The sequence below is a fragment of the Nonomuraea sp. NPDC050663 genome (assembly GCF_044456985.1).
Taxonomy (GTDB): Bacteria; Actinomycetota; Actinomycetes; order Streptosporangiales; family Streptosporangiaceae; genus Nonomuraea.
Genome location: NZ_JBITGL010000003.1, coordinates 451,960 through 467,686, shown reverse-complemented (window position 1 = coordinate 467,686; position 15,727 = coordinate 451,960). Strand labels below are relative to the sequence as shown.

Sequence of the window (15,727 nt, the reverse complement as noted above, 5' to 3'; positions counted from 1 at the left end):
CGGCACGCCTGGCATGCCTGATGCCGGCAGGCGTGCTCATCAGTCGCGGGCGAGAAGAACAGCTTGAGGCGATGAAGACGGGCGACCCCTGGGACGACTCATTCTTGAAGCAGCCGTTCGGCGAGAGAGGCGCGCTGTAGGGGGCGGGTCATCGCGGCTCCGCCTATCCTCGGTGACCGTACGGGGGCGCTGATCGTGAGGATTGGTCACCCGCCATCACGCGACGCAGAATTCGTTGCCCTCCGGGTCGGTCATGACGACATGATCAAGGCGCTGCTCACCATAGGACACCTCGCGGACAACCGCAGCCCCGGCGGCGACCAGCTCGGCTGCTTTCGCACGGATGGCCTTCTCACGCTCGGCCGTGTCCCATGACGGCTCGCCGGCAACTCGGATGTCGATGTGCATCCTGTTCTTGGCGGTCTTGCCCTCGGGCACCCTGAGAAAGCCGATGGCTGGGTCCACACCGTCCGGATCGACGATGGAGGCACCGTCCGGCTCGTCGTACCCCGGCTCGGCCACGTACCCGAGCGCGATCGCCCAGAACGCAGCGAGCCCGTGCGGGTCGGCTGCATCGCAGCCAAGCGTCCAAGGTGTTGCCATGTCGACAACGTATCGCTGTGACTCCGCCTCAGTCGGGTGATGCAGGACATGTGTCAACAACGACTGCGACGCGGCGAAGAGGCCGGCCCTCTCGCGTTCGTCCGCATCGGGGCCGAACGCCAGCCGATACTCCGGCCGGGCACCCTCATGGCTCGCGGCAGCGCCGGCCGCGGCTTGGCTCCAAGAACCAGACAATGGCGATCTGTCCAGCCGTGATTGCGGCGATCAGCTGCCTGATCTCCTCTTGAGCCCCGCTGGCGACCAGTCGTTGTCGCAGAAGATGCCCTCCTGATCGGTGACGGACCTTTCCGTGCCCTTGGAGTCGTCAAGGCAGGGATATAGGGGCCGGCCCGTAATCTCGAGAGATCGCCGAGGTCACGCGGGGGGCGGATGCCGTGCACAGGCCAATGACCATGACTTCTCACCATGCTTAAGCTGGTCCACCCCATGCTGGCGGTCACCGCGCGGTTGCCGGGGGACGAGGCGGCCTGGTGCGCGGAGTTCAAATGGGACGGCCTGCGCTGCGTGGCCTACGTCCGCGACGACGGCCTGCGGCTGCTCTCGCGCAACGATCGCGACATCACCGGCGGCTATCCGGAGCTGGCGGGCCTGGCGGGCGGGCGGCGGGCGGTGCTGGACGGGGAGATCGTGGCGACCGGCCCCGACGGCCGTCCCGATTTCGGGGCGCTGCAGGCCCGGATGCATGTACGGCATCCGCAGCCGGATCTGGTGCGCGCCGTACCGGTGGCCTATTACGCCTTCGACGTGCTGCATCTGGACGGCCGTGACACGCTCGCCCTGCCGTACGCCCGGCGGCGGGAGCTGCTGGAGACGCTGGAGCTGCCGCAGGTCTCCCCCGCCTACCCCGGCCAGGCCTCGGCGGTGCTGGCCGCGGCGCGGGCCAGGGGGCTGGAGGGGGTGATCTGCAAGCGGCTCGACTCGCCGTACCTGCCCGGGCGGCGCAGCGACCTGTGGCGCAAGACCAAGCTGACGCACACGGTCGACGTGATCGTGGGCGGCTGGAAGCCGGGCGAGGGACGGCGGTCGGGGCTGCCGGGATCGTTGCTGGTGGGCGTGCCGGGGCCGGACGGGCTGCGGTATGCCGGCCACGTGGGCACCGGCTTCACCGACGCGGCGCTGCGCGAGCTGGCCGTACGGCTGGCGCCGCTGGAGCGTGACTCCAGCCCGTTCGCCGGCCCGCAGCCGCCGGGCCCGGCACGCTGGGTGGAGCCGGTGCTGGCCGGGGAGGTGGAGTTCGCCCAGTGGACCCGGGAAGGGCTGCTGCGCCACCCGTCGTGGCGAGGGATGAGGGAGTGACCAGGTCAACTCGCCCAGGCGTCGATCTCCGCCAGGATCTCCTTCTTGACCGCGCCGGGCGCGAAGGAGGCGCGCACCGAGGCACGAGCGAGCTCGGCCAGCACGTCGTCGCCGAAGCCGAAGACCTCGCGCGCCGATGAGTATTCCCCGCTCAGGGCGCATTCGCCGTCGGTGTTGAGCGTGACGTGCAGGCCCGCCTCGATCAGACGCGGCAGCGGATGCTCGGCCCAGGAGGGGGCCAGCGACAACATCACGTTGGACGACGGGCACACCTCCAGGGGCACGCCGCTCTCGCGCACCCGCGTGACCAGGGCGGGGTCGTCGAGCACCCGGATGCCGTGGCCGAGCCGTTCGGCGTGGCCCACCTCCAGCGCCTCGCGCACGCTGTCGGCTCCGGCGGCCTCGCCCGCGTGGTGCACGAGGTGCACGCCTTCCGCGCGGGCGCGGTCGAGCTCGCGACCGAACGGCGTCAGCGGGTGGCTCTCGTCTCCCGCCAGGCCCACCCCGACCACGCGCTCGTAGGCGAGGGCCAGGTCGACGGTGCGGGCCAGGCGTTCGGTGGAGCGGCGCCTGGAGTGGTCGAGCAGCACGGCCGTGCGCAGGCCGAAGTCGCGCTCGCCCTGGTGCAGCCCGTCGAGGACGGCTTCGAGCGGCATGCGCGCGTCGCCGGCCCGTTCGCCGTGGGAGGCGGCGGTGAAGGTGACCTCGGCGTAGCGCACGCCTTGCGCGGCCTCGTCCTGGCAGAACTCGTAGGCGGCCCGGCGGAAGCGTTCGGGCGAGTTCAGCAGGTCGCGCACGGCCGCCCGCTCGTCGCCGAAGGCGCGGAAGTCGGGGTAGATCGGCGTGCCGGAGAAGCCGCGGGCGGCCGGCGGGTCGCCGCCCCACTCCTCGATCGTGGCGGGGCGCAGCGTGCTCTCCAGGTGGGTGTGCAGGTGCGCCTTGGGCAGCGCGCGCACGTCCCGCGGCTCGCCGGCGGTCACCATGTCATGTCGATCTGCCGCTGGAAGGTGACGTAGCCGGCCCGTTCGAAGGCCTTGGCCATCGGCACGTTGCCCACGTCGGTGGCGGCCCTGATGCGCTCGACGCCGGTCTCGGCGAGCGTGCGGGTGCCCTGGGCGAGGATGCCGTTGATGTAGCCGCGCCCGCGGAAGGCGGGCAGCACGCCGATGTAGGAGATGATCGGGTTGTAGGAGTTGCGCGCCGGCACGACGAATCCGACCGGCTCGCCGTCGGCCAGCGCGACCTGCCACCACTCGCGGGGTGTGGTGAAGCGGGCGAACTCGCCGTCGAAGTGGTCGGCGGCAGCCTCGGCGGGGGTCATGCGGGTCAGGTTGTCGCGGTCGTGGGCGTCGAGGGTGCCTTCGAGGACCGGGATCATCATCGACAGCAGCTCGTCGCGGCCTTCGACGGGGCGGAAGGTCAGGCGCGGGTCGAGCGGCGGCAGGTCGGTTCCGGCCTTCCATTCCAGGCGCAGCCGCTCGACGAGCAGGGTGCCGCCCAGCCGCTCGACGGCCGCCATGCGCAGCCGCACCGGCTCGGGCGAGGAGCGCCAGTCGGCCGGCACGAAACGGCTGTAGTCGGCCTTGCCCACCGTCTTCAGGGCGACCGTCAGCAGCTCGACGCCCACGTCGAGGTCGTCGAAGTCGAGAATGTCGATCACCTGGGGTTCGCCCGCGCCCCAGTACGCCAGCCGCCCGACGATGTCATCGCCCTCGATCGCCACCCACATCCACTCGGGCTTCCTGCGCCCGCCGGCCAGGTCGTCGTCGAGCTCGTGGTTGAGGAGGTACGGGATGCGGTTGAAGAGCTCGAGCTCGTCACGGCCGGAAAGGGTGCGAATCTTCATTTCGTGGAGCTTAACGTCCTAACGCTGCTCGGCGGCGCGGGCATGCGGCCCAGGCTCACCTCGGGCCGGGCCAGGTGCTCGGCGGCCAGGGCGTCGTGGAGCCGTCGTGCGGCGGCATCCAGGTGACACTCCCCTCGTCGAATCCGGCGAAGGCCAGCATGCGCTCGCCCTCGGCGGTCAGCTCGGCCGCGTCGTCGTCGGCGACGGGGTCGAAGGGCAGGATCACCAGGGCGCCCTCCACGAAGTCCCAGATGCCGCCGACGATTCCGTCGACCAGGAAGGTCGGGTAGACCAGCGAGCCGCCGGGGCAGACCCGGCGGCGGGCCTGCCCGCTCATCAGGCGCGAGCGGTCGGCGTGGGCGATCACCAGGTTGTCGAACCACGGCAGGAACCGGGCGGGGGCGGGCGTGCCGGGGTCGGCGAGCGGCGCGTCGGGCAGGTCGTACAGCTCGCCGTGGCGGCGCAGCGGCATGGCCTCCATCACCTCGCGCAGCCGGGTCAGCCCCGACCAGGTCTGCACGTCCTTGACGGTGGCCGGGCCGAAGGCGGCCAGGTAGCGCGTGATCAGGCGCTCCACCGGCGGTGCGGACTCCACCGGGCGGCCGATCCACTCCTCGGCCAGGGTGAAGGGGGTTGCGCCTCGCCGGTTCCAGGTGCCGTTGGGCGGAGTGTGCACCAGCGGCAGCAGGGCCTGGGCCGACCAGCCGAGCGCGAGCTTGTCGTAGCCGGGGTAGCGCTCCATCAGCAGGGCGGCCAGCTCGGGCCGGGTCAGGGTGCGTCCTTCGAGCAGTTCGCGGGCGTGCTTGGCGAACTCCTCCAGGTCGAGGTCCTGGGTGGCGCGGCCGAAGCTGCCCTGGCGGGCGCGGCTCATCGGCGCCTGCATCAGCGGGCGCAGCCACACGTAGTCCTCGGCGGCGCACAGGTGCTGGGTGCCGCGCAGCAGCGAGCCGCGCACGACCTGCCTGCCGTACAGCAGGTCGGTGAGCGCGTCGAGGGTGAAGGACTCCAGTCGCGACCACAGCCCCAGGTAGGGCGGGTTGGGATCCTGGCCCTGCAGCGCCACGAGGTGCCGGATCGCCTCGTACGGCGACAGGTCGGAGGATCGGCCGAGCAGCAGCTGGCGCTGGAGGGTGGTGCGGTTCAGCGTCCTGAGGTCCATGACCACCAAACTAGACCCGATCGCGGAAGGCTTCGTTCCGCAATTCGTCGAGAGCCTTGCGGAAGTCGTGGGCCAGCTCCCACGGGTCGGGCACCATCTGGCGGTCGGTGACCACCCCGACGTCGACGGAGCCGTTGTAGGAGAAGGCGGTGATGTTGACGCCGCCGCTCACGTCGGTGATCACCGACACCGGGTAGTGGGTCAGCAGCCGCGCCCCGCACACGTACAGCGGGAACTGCGGCCCCGGCACGTTGGAGATCGCCACGTTGATCGGCGGCATCGTCTGCCCGACCAGGCCGAAGGCCGAGCGGGCGGCCAGCCCCATGAGGGCGGCCGGCATCGACTCGGAGAACTCCCGCAGCCACGTGGCGGGGGCCAGGGCGAAGCGGTCCTTGATGCGCTGCATCGCGCGTTGCACGTGGCGCAGCCGCTCCACCGGGTCGTCCAGGTGCACGGCCAGCGGCGCCGTCATGATCGTCACCTGGTTGCCTGGCGCGACCTCGCCCGCCTCGCGCAGCGAGAACGGCACCCCTGCCACCAGCGGCCGCGAGGGCACCCCGCCGTGCGTCTCCAGCCAGCGCCGCAGCGCCCCGGCGCAGATCGCCATGACGACGTCGTTGACCGTCACCTCGAACGCCCGCCGTACCTGCTTGATCTCCTCCAGCGGCAGCGACACGAACGCGAAGCGGCGGTGCGCGGAGATCTTCCCGCTGAACGGCGTGCGCGGAGCGGGCAGCGGGGGCAGCTGCGGCAGCTCCCCCGATCCGGCCATCTGGCGGGCCAGGCGGGAGACGAGGGCGGTGCCGGGCAGGCGTGACAGGACCGGGATCTCGTCCAGGTGCGGCACCGCGGCGGCGGCGAAGCGCACGGCCTGCGCGGGGTTGGCGGCCAGCCTGGTCAGCGCGTTGCCCACCATGGCCAGCTTCGAGGGCACCGGCTCCTCGCGCCCGGCGGGCCCCTGCGGCGGAGGCGCGGGGTCGGGGCCGACGTCGAGCAGGGCGGCCAGCACGTCCGCGCCGCCGATGCCGTCCACCGCCGCGTGATGGATCTTGGTGTAGAGCCCCATTCGGCCGCCGGACAGGCCGTGGATCAGGTAGATCTCCCATAACGGGTGACCGCGGTCCAGGCGCCGGGCGTGCAGGCGCGAGACCTGCTCGGCCAGCTGCCGGTCGTCTCCGGGCGGCGGCAGGCCGATCTCGCGCACGTGGTAGTCGAGGTCGAGGTCGTCTTCCTGCTCCCAGTAGGGGTGGTCGAGCCCCCACGGCACCGGGGCCAGCTTGCGCCGCATCGCCGGGACGTAGGGCAGGCGCTGCTCGAGCAGGTCCTGCAGGTCCGAACGGTTGACGTCGCCCTCCAGGACGGCCAGTCCCGCGATGTTGGCGTGGTTGGTGGCGGTCTCGAAGTGGAGGAACTGCGCGTCCAGTGCCGACAGCTGCGCCATGTCCCGAACAAACCAGACTTGTCCGACGCCTTCAAGGGGCATAACAGCCGCGTGTTCCCCCTAGATGCGGTCCGCGCCGCCTATCCCGCCCTGTCAGACGGCTACGCCTACCTCGACGGCGCCGCCGGAACCCAGACCCCCGTCTCCGTCATCGAGGCCATCTCGGCCGCCTACCGCGCCGGCATCGGCAACGTCGGCGGCGCCTTCCCCGCCAGCCACCGCTCGGGCCAGATCGTCGAGCAGGCCCGCGCCGCCGTGGCCGACCTGGTCGGCGGCAGCGCCGAGGGGGTGGTGTTCGGACCCAACATGACGACCTTGACCTACCGGATCGCCGCCGCCCTGCGGCTGGGGCCGGACGACGAGATCGTGCTGTCGCGCCTGGACCACGACGCCAACGTGCGTCCCTGGGCGCAGACCGGCGCCACGGTGCGCTGGGCGGAGGTCGACCCGGTCACCGGCGAGCTGCCGGTCGAGCAGTACCGCGAGCTCGTCGGGCCGCGCACCCGGCTGGTGGCGGTGACGGCGGCCAGCAACGTGCTGGGCACCAGGCCCGAGGTGGCCGAGATCGCCGCGATCGCCCGGCGGGCGGGGGCGCTGGTGTTCGTCGACGGCGTGCACGCCACCCCGCACGGGCCGGTCGACATGGCCGAGCTGGGGGCCGATTTCTACGTGACCAGCGCCTACAAGTGGTCGGGGCCGCACATCGGGGCGCTGGTGGCCGATCCCGGGCTGCTGGCGACGATCTTCCCCGACAAGCTGACCCCGGCGCCCGACACGGTGCCCGACCGTTTCGAGACCGGCACCGCCGCCTTCGCCGACCTGGCCGGGGTGACGGCGGCCGTGGACCACCTGGCGGGGCTGGCGTGGATGGGCCCGGTGGATGCCCCCGCAACCACCGGGCCGTCCTCCCGCCGTCAGCGGTTGCTGACGTCCATGGCCGCCGCCGAGGCGCACGAGCTGGAGCTGTTCGCCGGGCTCGTCGACGGGCTGGCCGCGATGCCCCACGTCACCCTGTACGGCAAGCCCGCCCGCCGTACGGCCACCGCCTACTTCACCGTCTCCGGCCTGACCCCGCGCGAGGTCGCCGAACACCTGGCGCAGCGCCGCGTCAACGTCTGGTCGGGCCACAACTACGCGTGGGAGCTGACCGGGGCGCTCGGCGTGCGAGACGGCGGCGGAGCCGTACGCGCCGGTCTGGTCCACTACAACAGCCGCGACGACGTCCAGCGCCTGCTCGCGGCGGTGGCCGAACTCAGATCCAGCCCTCCAGCGAGGCCATGAACCCGGCGAAGTCGTCGCGGTGGATGCAGTGCCCGGCGCCCTTGACGGTGCGCACCTCGAAGCCGAGCCCGGCCAGCTCGACGGCGTCCTTTGGGGTGACGGTGAAGCTGGGCTCGGCCAGCTGCACCAGCGAGGGCACGACGAGGGGCGGGGTGTGGTCGGCTACCACGCCCTCCACGACGCCTTCGAAGAAGTCGAGGTCGAACAGGGCGAATCCGGCCAGTTCGGCCTCGATGTCGGCGTCGGACCAGCGCGGGTTCATCGTCCGCACCGATTCGGCGGTGGCGGTGATGACCATCTTGCGCATGAAGGTCGTCGCCTCGGCGGGCACGTTGCCCAGCTTGAAGCCGGGATCGGAGTAGATCGCCTTCTTCGGCCGCAGTTTGTCGACCGCGAGCCCGAGCGAGAGCCCGCCGAGCGAGTGGCCGATGGCGACGTCGGCGCCGGTCGGCAGGTTCTCGACCAGATCGGCGCCGAGCGCCTCCGCGCTGTAGCCGCCGCGCGGGCTGAGCCCGTGGCCGCGCAGGTCGGGGGCGATGACGCGGTAGCCGCGGGCGATGAGCTCGTCCTCCACCGCGTGCCAGGTGCGGTGGTCGCTCATCCCGCCGTGGATGAGCAGGGCGAGCCGGTCGCCGTCGCCGCGCTCGTGGATGTTCAGCTGCACTGGGGGCCTCCGGGAGGGTCGTTTATACGTATAACCTAGCCGTATTCTGGCATGATCGGGAGAGTGAGTGAGCTAGCGCTGCAGGTGGAACCGGTCCGTGATCCGTACCACGTCTATCTCGACTCCCTCACCAGCCCGGAGTCGCGCCGCACCATGCAGGGCTGCCTCGACCGCATCGCCCGCCTGATCAGCGGCGAGCAGGCCGTCACCGGCAGCGGCCTGCCCTGGCACCTGCTGCGCTACGAGCACACCGTGCGCATCCGCACCCTGCTGACCGAGCAGGGCTGGTCGGCCGCCTACGTCAACAAGCACCTGGTGGCGCTGCGCCGCGTGCTGAAGGAGGCCTGGCGGCTGGGGCAGCTGACCGCCGAGGAACACGCCCGCGCCACCGACCTGGCCCCCGTACGGCAAAGCCGCCTGCCCACCGGCCACCACGTCCCGCCCGAGGTCGTCGGGGCGGCGCTGGCCGAATGCGACGCCACGCCCGCCGGGGTGCGCGACGCGGCGCTCATCGCGGTGCTGTACTCCACCGGCTGCCGCCGCTCCGAGATCGCCGGGCTCACCCTGGCCGACTACGACAGCGGCGGTCGCAGCCTGCGCGTGCGCGGCAAGCGCGACAAGCAGCGCATGGTGTACCTGACGCGGGAGGCGATCGCCCTGGTCGAGCGGTGGATCGCGGTGCGCGGCGACTCGCCCGGGCCACTGTTCTCGCCCTTCACCAAGACCGGCGGCCTGCGCCCGCGCCCGCTCAGCGGGCAGGGCATCGCCGACATCCTCACCCGGCGGCTGGGCGAGGCCGGCGCGCCGCGGCGCACCGCCCACGACTTCCGCCGCACCTTCATCGGCGAGCTGCTGGACGCGGGGGTGGACCTGGCGACGGCCCAGGCGCTGGTGGGGCACTCCTCGCCGGCCACGACCGCCCGCTACGACCGCCGCCCCGAGCGCACCCGCCGCGAAGCCGTCGACCGCCTGCGCCTGCCCGAGGCCCGCCCCCTGGCGTGACCTCGAAGATCAACTTGACCTTGCCGTAGCGTCAACGTTTTTCATGGAGTCATGCGGATCGGAGAACTGGCCGCCCTGGCCGGCGTGACCACGCGGGCCGTGCGCCACTACCACCAGCTCGGCCTGCTGCCCGAACCCAGGCGCCGGGCCAACGGCTATCGCGTGTACGGGCTTCGCGACGCGGTGGAGCTGGCCAGGATCAGGCGCCTGACCGAGCTGGGCCTGTCGCTGGAGGAGGTGCGCGACGTGCTGGCCGACGACTACGGCCGGGAGTTGCGCGAGGTGCTGGGCGAGCTCGACGCCGACCTGGCCCGCCAGGAGGCCGACCTGGCGCGCCGCCGCGAACGGCTGGCGGCGCTCATGGCGCAGCAGGACCTGCATCCCGACGACCCGGTCTCGCCGGAGATGGCGGCGCTGTTCACCCGCATCCCGGCCCAGGCCCAGGGCCTGCTGGCCAAGGAGCGCCAGTGGCTGGCGATGCTCGACACCGCCGCCAGCCCGCAGGTCAAGGACGAGATCGTCACGATGCTCGGCCCGATGGCCGACGATCCGGCGTTCGTCCAGCGCGTCGCCGACGTCTACGCCGCCATGGACGAGGTGAGCGATCCAGGCGACCCCAGGGTGCCGCAGGTGGCGCGCGAGCTGCTGGCCCTGTTCCCGGCGGGCGTGCTGCCGGGCGACGGCCAGGAGATGCTCGACAGCCCCTTCGGCGCGGCCTTCCTGGCCGACCTGACCCCCGGCCAGGCCGCCATCGTCCGCCACGCCTTCCAGCTGCTCGGCGAAAGGGACACCCGGTGATCCGCAGACTGTTCATGCACGAGCTGAGGGCCACCACGAGCCTGTACTACTGGGCGCGCGGCCTCAAACACGACGCAAGGCCCGGCGTGACGCCGTTCGGCTACTTCCGCGGCCAGTCCTCCACGCTGCTGGTGTGGCTGTTCGCCATGACGCTGGAGGGCGTCGCCCTCTACTTCCTCATCCCCTGGCCGTGGCTGCACCAGGCCATGGTGGTGCTCCACCTCTACTCCGTCGTCCTCATCCTCGGCGTCATCGCCGCCTGCCGGACCCGCACCCACCTGATCGGCGACGGCGAGCTGCGCATCCGCTACGGCGCCGCCTTCGACCTGCGCATCCCCCTGCACCTGGTCGAGAGCGCCCGCACCGACGCCAAGATCCACGACGGCGGCGTGGTCACGCTTGCCGACGATCGCCTGGATGTGGTCGTCTCCTCGCAGACGAACGTCACCATCCGGCTCAGCGAGCCGGTGACGGTCACCCGGCCACTCGGCAAGACCGGCACCGCCAGCCTCATCCGGGTGCACGCCGACGATCCGAAAAGTTTTGTGCGAGCGCTGTCGATTCCCGAGCCGCCCGCGCGTCATGGTGCCAAGGAGGTTTCGACATGAAATACGTGTTGCTCGTCGTCGGCGACGAGAAGCCCTGGCAGAACGCGACTCAGGCCGAGCGCGAGGCCGTCTACGCCGAGTGGGGCGCCTACAGCGCCATGCTCGACGAGCGCGGGGCCGCGCGCGGCGGCAACGAGCTGGCCCTGTCGCACACGGCCACCACCATCCGCAACGGGATCGTCACCGACGGGCCCTACGCCGAGACGGCCGAGCAGATCACCGGATACATGCTGGTGGACGCCAAGGACGACGCCGAGGCGCTGGAGTTCGCCAAGGCCCAGCCGGGCGACGTGGAGATCAGGCCCGTGATGGAGTACCCCTCCGAGCCGCCCGCCGAGGTGCCGCCCGGCCTGAAGTACACCCTGCTGCTCTACGGCGACCAGAGCGTCTGGGAGAACGCCACCCCGGAGCAGATCGAGGCGACCGCCCAGGCGCACTGGAAGTTCACCGAGATGCTGCGCGAGCGCGGCGCCTACATCTCCGGCGAGGCCCTGCAGGACACCGGCACCGCGCGCACGGTCCGCAAGAAGGAAGGCGGCGAGATCCTGGTCACCGACGGGCCCTTCGCCGAGACCGCCGAGCAGATGGGCGGCTACTACGAGATCGCCGCCAAGGATCTCGACGAGGCGATCGAGCTGGCCAAGGCGGTGCCGGAGCCCATCATCGAGGTGCGGCCGGTGGTGGAGTACACGGGATGAACCCGGTCGAGCAGGCGTACCGCGACCATTGGGCGCGCCTGCTCGCCCTGCTCACCTCCGAGCTGCGTGACCTCGACCTGGCCGAGGAGGCGCTGCAGGAGGCCTTCGCCGCCGCGGTGACCGCCTGGCCGCCGGTGCCGTCCAACCCGCCGGCGTGGCTGCTGACCGCGGCCCGCCGGCGCGCCGTCGACAGGCTGCGCCGTACGGCGGTGGCGGCCCGCAAGCTGCCCCTGCTGGTCGTCGACGAGCCCGAGCTGCACGAGGTTCCCGACGACCGGCTGCGGCTGATCTTCACCTGCTGCCACCCGGCCCTGTCCATGGAGGCCAGGGTGGCGCTGACGCTGCGCTGCGTGGCGGGCCTGCCCACGCCCCGCATCGCCGCCATGTTCCTGGTCGGCGAGGCGACCATGGCCGCGCGGCTGACCCGCGCCAAGAAGAAGATCGGCCAGGCCGGCATCCCCTACCGGGTGCCCGCCGGCCCCGAGCTGGCCGAGCGGCGCGACGGCGTCCTGGCGGTCATCTACCTGATCTTCACCGAGGGCTACAAGAACCTGGCGGGCGAGCCGGCCGAGGAGGCCATCGCGCTGGCCCGCATGCTGGCCGAGCTGATGCCGGCCGACACCGAGGTGCTGGCGCTGCTGGCGCTCATGATGCTGCACCACTCCCGCCGCGACGCCCGCACCGACGCCGACGGCCGCCTGGTCACCCTCGCCGAGCAGGACCGCACCCGCTGGCACCAGGAGGAGATCCGCCAGGCTTTGGCCGTGCTCACTCCGGGCGCTCCGGGCCCCTACCTGCTGCAGGCGGCCATCGCCGCCGAGCACGCCATCGCCGCCAAGGCCGACGACACCGACTGGCGCGAGATCGCCGAGCTGTACGGGGTGCTGGAGCACCTGACGGGGTCGGGCGTCGTGCGCCTCAACCGCGCTGTGGCGGTCGCCGAGGCCGGCGGAGGAGCCGAAGGGGCGGCCGAGGGGCTGCGGCTGCTGGAGGGGCTGGAGCTGCCGGGCTACCACCTGCTGCCCGCCACCCGGGCGGAGCTGCTGCGAAGGCTCGGGCGATTCGAGGCGGCCATGGAGGCGTATCGGGAGGCGATCGCGCAGGTGGGGACCTCGCTGGAACGTGAGTTCCTCATCACGCGAGCGCAATCTTTGGGTCAGGTGGAATAGCAACCCCCGGATGTCCGTTAGCATCGGTGAGGCCGCTGTGGTTTGTGTCCCCCGGGCCGCAAATTACCGCCTTCACGGAATACCGTTCGGCTGGAGCCGTGTTGTGCCTCTCGCCGAGGAGGCGACCGCCACAGCGGCCTTAAAGGCATCGCAGGGGTCCCGTCACACGACGGGACCCCTGCGCTTTATGGTGGGTGCGCCGTCCCCACGAACCCCGGGAGAGATGCGTTGCTGTACGAGATGGTCAAGTTCGTCGCCGCGCCCACAGCTCACGTGTTGTGGCGTCCGCACATCTCCGGAGCGGCGAACGTGCCGGCCAAGGGCCCGGGCATCCTGGCCGCCAACCACTTGTCGATCATCGACTCCTTCTTGTTGCCGGCGCTGCTGCCGCGGCACGTGACCTTCACGGCCAAGAACGAGTACTTCAACGGCAATCCCCTGTCCCAGTTTTTCATGCGCCTGGGCGGCAGCCTGCCGATCGACCGCGAGAGCGCCGGGGCGGCCCAGGCGATGCTCGACGGCGCCGCCGAGCTGCTGGAGTCGGGCGAGCTGTTCGGCATCCACCCCGAGGGCACGCGCTCGCCCGACGGACGGCTGTACCGTGGCAAGGTGGGTGTGGCGTGGCTGGCGCTGAAGACGGGGGCGCCGGTGCTGCCGGTGGCGCTGTCGGGCACCGACCGGGCGATGCCCGCGGGGTCCAAGCTGCCGCGGCCGGTGACCATCGGCATCAAGATCGGCGAGCCGCTGCACTTCGAGGGCGAGCACACCAACGCCCGCGACCGGCGGCGGGTCACCGACGAGATCATGGCGGCGATCCAGAAGTTGTCCGGTCAGGAGTACGTGGCGCAGTACGCGACATCAGTCAAGGCAAATCCAGACAAGTCATGATTTGTCGCCGCTAAGCTTCTGGTCCCAGCCATCACTTGTCAGGGGGCGACCAGTGGCTCGTGGCCGTACGATCGTGCTCGTCTCAGCGGCGAGCGTCCTGGTGGTGGGCGCCGCGGCGGGCGGCGCCTACTACCTGCTGCACACCCGGGGAACACCCGCCGAGACCGCCGCCCGCTTCGCCGCCGGCTGGCAGGCGGGCAACACCGGCGCCATGAGCGCCGAGCTCGCCCGGCCCCAGTCGCTGGCCGCCTACGACCAGCTGCGCAAGGGCCTGGGCGTCACCGCCACCAAGGTCACCCTCGGCGCCGTGCGCGAGGGCGACGACCGCGCCGCCGTGCCGTACACCGCCACGCTCACCCTGGCCAACGCCGGACAGTGGAGCTACGAGGGCACCATCGACGTCATCGTGCACGAGCGCGCCTGGAAGGTCGACTGGAAACCCGCCACCCTCCACCCCGACCTCACCCCCGGCGCGAGCTTCTCGCTCAAGAGCCGCTGGCCCCAGCGCGCCGCCATCACCGACGCCGACGGGCGCCGCATCGACGGCGGCTCGGGCGACTCCATCCAGCAGCTCGTCGGCTTCCTCGACAAGGCCACCGCCGACGACGTCAAGAAGTACGGCCCGCCGTACAAGACCGGTCAGGCCATCGGGCGCGGCGGGCTGCAGGCCACCTTCCAGCAGCGCCTGGCCGGCACCCCGGCCACCGACATCATGCTCGGCGACAAGACGCTCTCCACCCTCAAGGGCGCCACCGGCAAGCCCCTGGAGACCACGCTCGACCCGAGCGTGCAGCGGGCCGCCGTGGCCGCCGTCGACCAGATGGACAAGCCCACCTCGATCGTGGCGATCAAGCCGTCGACGGGCGGCATCCTGGCCGTCGTCAACAACCGCGGCGACATGAACCGCGCCCTCGACGGGCAGTACGCCCCCGGCTCGACGTTCAAGGCCGTCACCGCGCTGGCCCTGCTCACCGAGGGGGTCAAGGCGGGCGACACCGTGCAGTGCCCGCAGTACGCCACCGTCGGCGGGCTGAAGATCCGCAACTCCGAGCACGCCTCCTTCGGCTCGCTCAGCTTCTCCGACTCCTTCGCCCATTCCTGCAACACCAGCTTCGCCCCGCTGGCCCAGGACAAACTGGGCGGCGACAAGCTCAAGGCGGCCGCCGAGAGCGTCGGGTTCAACCAGCCGCTGAAGATCGGCGTGCCCGCCCGCCAGCCGAGCTTCCCCGCGCCCGAGTCCGACGCCGAGCTGGCCGCCTCCTCCTTCGGCCAGGCCCGCCTGGTGGCCACGCCCCTGACGATGGCCTCGGTGGCCGCCGCGATCGCCGACGGCACCTGGCGCCCGCCGACCCTCGTCGAAGGGCGCAAGCAGGAGGCCGAGCCGCACGAGCTGCCCGCCGACGCGGTGCGGGCGCTCAAGCAGATGATGCGGGCGGTGGTGGTCAAGGGAACCGCCAAGGACGCCGGGCTGCCGTCGGGCACGTACGGCAAGACCGGCACGGCCGAATACGGCAACCCGGTCGCCGGGTCGCACGCCTGGTTCATGGGCTATCGCGGCGATGTGGCCTTCGCGGTCATCGTCGAGGGCGGCGGAGGCGGCGGCAAGGTCGCCGCGCCGGTGGGGGCGCGCTTCCTTCAGGGCCTGTAGGCCTGCCAGCCCAGCAGGAGCTGCCGCAGCACTGCGTCGGCGTACTCGTCGGTCAGGGGGGCCGTGCGCAGCAGCCACCGGTAGTAGATGGGCCCGAACAGCGCCTCCACCGCCACCTCCAGGTCGACGCCGTCGGCGATCTGGCCCGCCTGCTGGGCCGCGCCGAACCGCTCCCGCACGGCCTCCAGCGTCGGCTTGAGCACCCGGGCCAGCATCTGCTCGGCCAGCTCGGGGTCGTCCTGGACGTCGGTGTTGAGCGCGCGGTAGGCCGAGGCGAAGGTCGGGTCGTTGAACTCGGCGACCGTGGCGTGCAGCACCAGGCGCATGTCGGCGGCGAAGTCGCCGGTGTCGGGGAGCACGACCTCGCCGGCGGCGGGGGTCTGGTTGTGCTGCAGGAAGGCGTCGAAGATCACTGCCGCCTTCGACGGCCACCACCGGTAGATCGTCTGCTTGCCGACACCCGCCCTGGCGGCGATCGCCTCGACCGTCAGCTTGGCGTAGCCCAGCTCGCGCACCAGTTCCAGCGCTGCGGCCAGGATGGCGATGCGGGAACGTTCGCTGCGACGGGCCGGGTTGGGAGTCATGGTGCGACACTATACGCAACG

16 protein-coding genes are annotated in these 15,727 nt (G+C 71.7%); 9 read left to right on the top strand and 7 right to left on the bottom strand.

Going from position 1 to position 15,727, the window contains the following annotated elements:
- Positions 1 to 216: 216 nt before the first annotated feature.
- Positions 217 to 603 (bottom strand): VOC family protein, encoded by a 387-nt coding sequence (locus ACIBH1_RS11240; protein ID WP_397313546.1) that lies wholly within the window; start codon positions 601 to 603, stop codon positions 217 to 219.
- Positions 604 to 1,029: 426 nt separating this feature from the next.
- Here ACIBH1_RS11240 and ligD point away from each other — a divergent pair, with 426 nt between their 5' ends.
- On the top strand, positions 1,030 to 1,920 hold the full coding sequence (gene ligD / locus ACIBH1_RS11235; RefSeq protein ID WP_397313545.1) for a non-homologous end-joining DNA ligase: 891 nt from the start codon (positions 1,030 to 1,032) through the stop codon (positions 1,918 to 1,920).
- Between the two features lie 5 nt (positions 1,921 to 1,925).
- Here ligD and add read toward each other — a convergent pair whose 3' ends face one another.
- The 4 genes from add to ACIBH1_RS11215 are packed head-to-tail and all read right to left on the bottom strand — an operon-like array spanning position 1,926 to position 6,366.
- Complete coding sequence (gene add / locus ACIBH1_RS11230; RefSeq protein ID WP_397313544.1) at positions 1,926 to 2,903, bottom strand: adenosine deaminase; 978 nt, start codon at positions 2,901 to 2,903, stop codon at positions 1,926 to 1,928.
- On the bottom strand, positions 2,897 to 3,766 hold the full coding sequence (locus ACIBH1_RS11225) for a GNAT family N-acetyltransferase (RefSeq protein WP_397313543.1): 870 nt from the start codon (positions 3,764 to 3,766) through the stop codon (positions 2,897 to 2,899). The genes add and ACIBH1_RS11225 overlap by 7 nt, the downstream gene beginning before the upstream one ends.
- 55 nt (positions 3,767 to 3,821) lie before the next feature.
- Positions 3,822 to 4,925: a winged helix DNA-binding domain-containing protein gene (locus tag ACIBH1_RS11220; protein ID WP_397313542.1), complete on the bottom strand. Its 1,104-nt coding sequence runs from the start codon at positions 4,923 to 4,925 to the stop codon at positions 3,822 to 3,824.
- Positions 4,926 to 4,935: 10 nt separating this feature from the next.
- Complete coding sequence (locus ACIBH1_RS11215) at positions 4,936 to 6,366, bottom strand: wax ester/triacylglycerol synthase family O-acyltransferase (protein ID WP_397313541.1); 1,431 nt, start codon at positions 6,364 to 6,366, stop codon at positions 4,936 to 4,938.
- A gap of 51 nt (positions 6,367 to 6,417) precedes the next feature.
- On the opposite strand from ACIBH1_RS11215, the gene ACIBH1_RS11210 reads away from it, so the two are divergent.
- A complete protein-coding gene (locus ACIBH1_RS11210) occupies positions 6,418 to 7,647 on the top strand; it encodes a cysteine desulfurase-like protein (protein ID WP_397313540.1) in 1,230 nt (409 codons plus the stop codon).
- Here the strand turns inward: ACIBH1_RS11210 and ACIBH1_RS11205 are convergent.
- A complete protein-coding gene (locus ACIBH1_RS11205) occupies positions 7,619 to 8,311 on the bottom strand; it encodes an alpha/beta fold hydrolase (protein ID WP_397313539.1) in 693 nt (230 codons plus the stop codon). The two genes, ACIBH1_RS11210 and ACIBH1_RS11205, sit on opposite strands and share 29 nt — an antisense overlap.
- 63 nt (positions 8,312 to 8,374) lie before the next feature.
- Between ACIBH1_RS11205 and ACIBH1_RS11200 the strand changes: the two genes are divergently transcribed.
- The 7 genes from ACIBH1_RS11200 (at position 8,375) to ACIBH1_RS11170 (ending at position 15,122) form a co-directional block, all read left to right on the top strand.
- On the top strand, positions 8,375 to 9,313 hold the full coding sequence (locus ACIBH1_RS11200) for a tyrosine-type recombinase/integrase (RefSeq protein ID WP_397313538.1): 939 nt from the start codon (positions 8,375 to 8,377) through the stop codon (positions 9,311 to 9,313).
- Positions 9,314 to 9,364: 51 nt separating this feature from the next.
- The gene (locus tag ACIBH1_RS11195; protein WP_397313537.1) at positions 9,365 to 10,111 is read left to right on the top strand and encodes a MerR family transcriptional regulator; all 747 of its coding nucleotides are present in this window, start codon (positions 9,365 to 9,367) and stop codon (positions 10,109 to 10,111) included.
- On the top strand, positions 10,108 to 10,719 hold the full coding sequence (locus ACIBH1_RS11190; protein ID WP_397313536.1) for a hypothetical protein: 612 nt from the start codon (positions 10,108 to 10,110) through the stop codon (positions 10,717 to 10,719). The genes ACIBH1_RS11195 and ACIBH1_RS11190 overlap by 4 nt, the downstream gene beginning before the upstream one ends.
- Positions 10,716 to 11,417 (top strand): YciI family protein, encoded by a 702-nt coding sequence (locus ACIBH1_RS11185; protein WP_397313535.1) that lies wholly within the window; start codon positions 10,716 to 10,718, stop codon positions 11,415 to 11,417. The genes ACIBH1_RS11190 and ACIBH1_RS11185 overlap by 4 nt, the downstream gene beginning before the upstream one ends.
- Positions 11,414 to 12,586, top strand: a complete 1,173-nt coding sequence (locus ACIBH1_RS11180) for an RNA polymerase sigma factor (protein ID WP_397313534.1) — start codon at positions 11,414 to 11,416, stop codon at positions 12,584 to 12,586. Before ACIBH1_RS11185 ends, ACIBH1_RS11180 begins: the two co-directional genes overlap by 4 nt.
- Positions 12,587 to 12,814: 228 nt before the next feature.
- Positions 12,815 to 13,474 (top strand): lysophospholipid acyltransferase family protein, encoded by a 660-nt coding sequence (locus ACIBH1_RS11175; protein WP_397313533.1) that lies wholly within the window; start codon positions 12,815 to 12,817, stop codon positions 13,472 to 13,474.
- 52 nt (positions 13,475 to 13,526) lie between these two features.
- A complete protein-coding gene (locus tag ACIBH1_RS11170; RefSeq protein WP_397313532.1) occupies positions 13,527 to 15,122 on the top strand; it encodes a penicillin-binding transpeptidase domain-containing protein in 1,596 nt (531 codons plus the stop codon).
- Here ACIBH1_RS11170 and ACIBH1_RS11165 read toward each other — a convergent pair.
- The gene (locus tag ACIBH1_RS11165) at positions 15,110 to 15,706 is read right to left on the bottom strand and encodes a TetR/AcrR family transcriptional regulator (RefSeq protein WP_397313531.1); all 597 of its coding nucleotides are present in this window, start codon (positions 15,704 to 15,706) and stop codon (positions 15,110 to 15,112) included. The two genes, ACIBH1_RS11170 and ACIBH1_RS11165, sit on opposite strands and share 13 nt — an antisense overlap.
- Positions 15,707 to 15,727: the final 21 nt, after the last annotated feature.

Excerpts from the sequence above, each read along its gene's own strand:
- ACIBH1_RS11240 (WP_397313546.1), bottom strand. The coding sequence starts at position 603 with ATGGCAACACCTTGGACGCTTGGCTGCGATGCAGCCGACCCGCACGGG.
- ligD (WP_397313545.1), top strand. The coding sequence starts at position 1,030 with ATGCTTAAGCTGGTCCACCCCATGCTGGCGGTCACCGCGCGGTTGCCG.
- add (WP_397313544.1), bottom strand. The coding sequence starts at position 2,903 with ATGGTGACCGCCGGCGAGCCGCGGGACGTGCGCGCGCTGCCCAAGGCG.
- ACIBH1_RS11225 (WP_397313543.1), bottom strand. The coding sequence starts at position 3,766 with ATGAAGATTCGCACCCTTTCCGGCCGTGACGAGCTCGAGCTCTTCAAC.
- ACIBH1_RS11220 (WP_397313542.1), bottom strand. The coding sequence starts at position 4,925 with ATGGACCTCAGGACGCTGAACCGCACCACCCTCCAGCGCCAGCTGCTG.
- ACIBH1_RS11215 (WP_397313541.1), bottom strand. The coding sequence starts at position 6,366 with ATGGCGCAGCTGTCGGCACTGGACGCGCAGTTCCTCCACTTCGAGACC.
- ACIBH1_RS11195 (WP_397313537.1), top strand. The coding sequence starts at position 9,365 with ATGCGGATCGGAGAACTGGCCGCCCTGGCCGGCGTGACCACGCGGGCC.
- ACIBH1_RS11185 (WP_397313535.1), top strand. The coding sequence starts at position 10,716 with ATGAAATACGTGTTGCTCGTCGTCGGCGACGAGAAGCCCTGGCAGAAC.
- ACIBH1_RS11180 (WP_397313534.1), top strand. The coding sequence starts at position 11,414 with ATGAACCCGGTCGAGCAGGCGTACCGCGACCATTGGGCGCGCCTGCTC.
- ACIBH1_RS11165 (WP_397313531.1), bottom strand. The coding sequence starts at position 15,706 with ATGACTCCCAACCCGGCCCGTCGCAGCGAACGTTCCCGCATCGCCATC.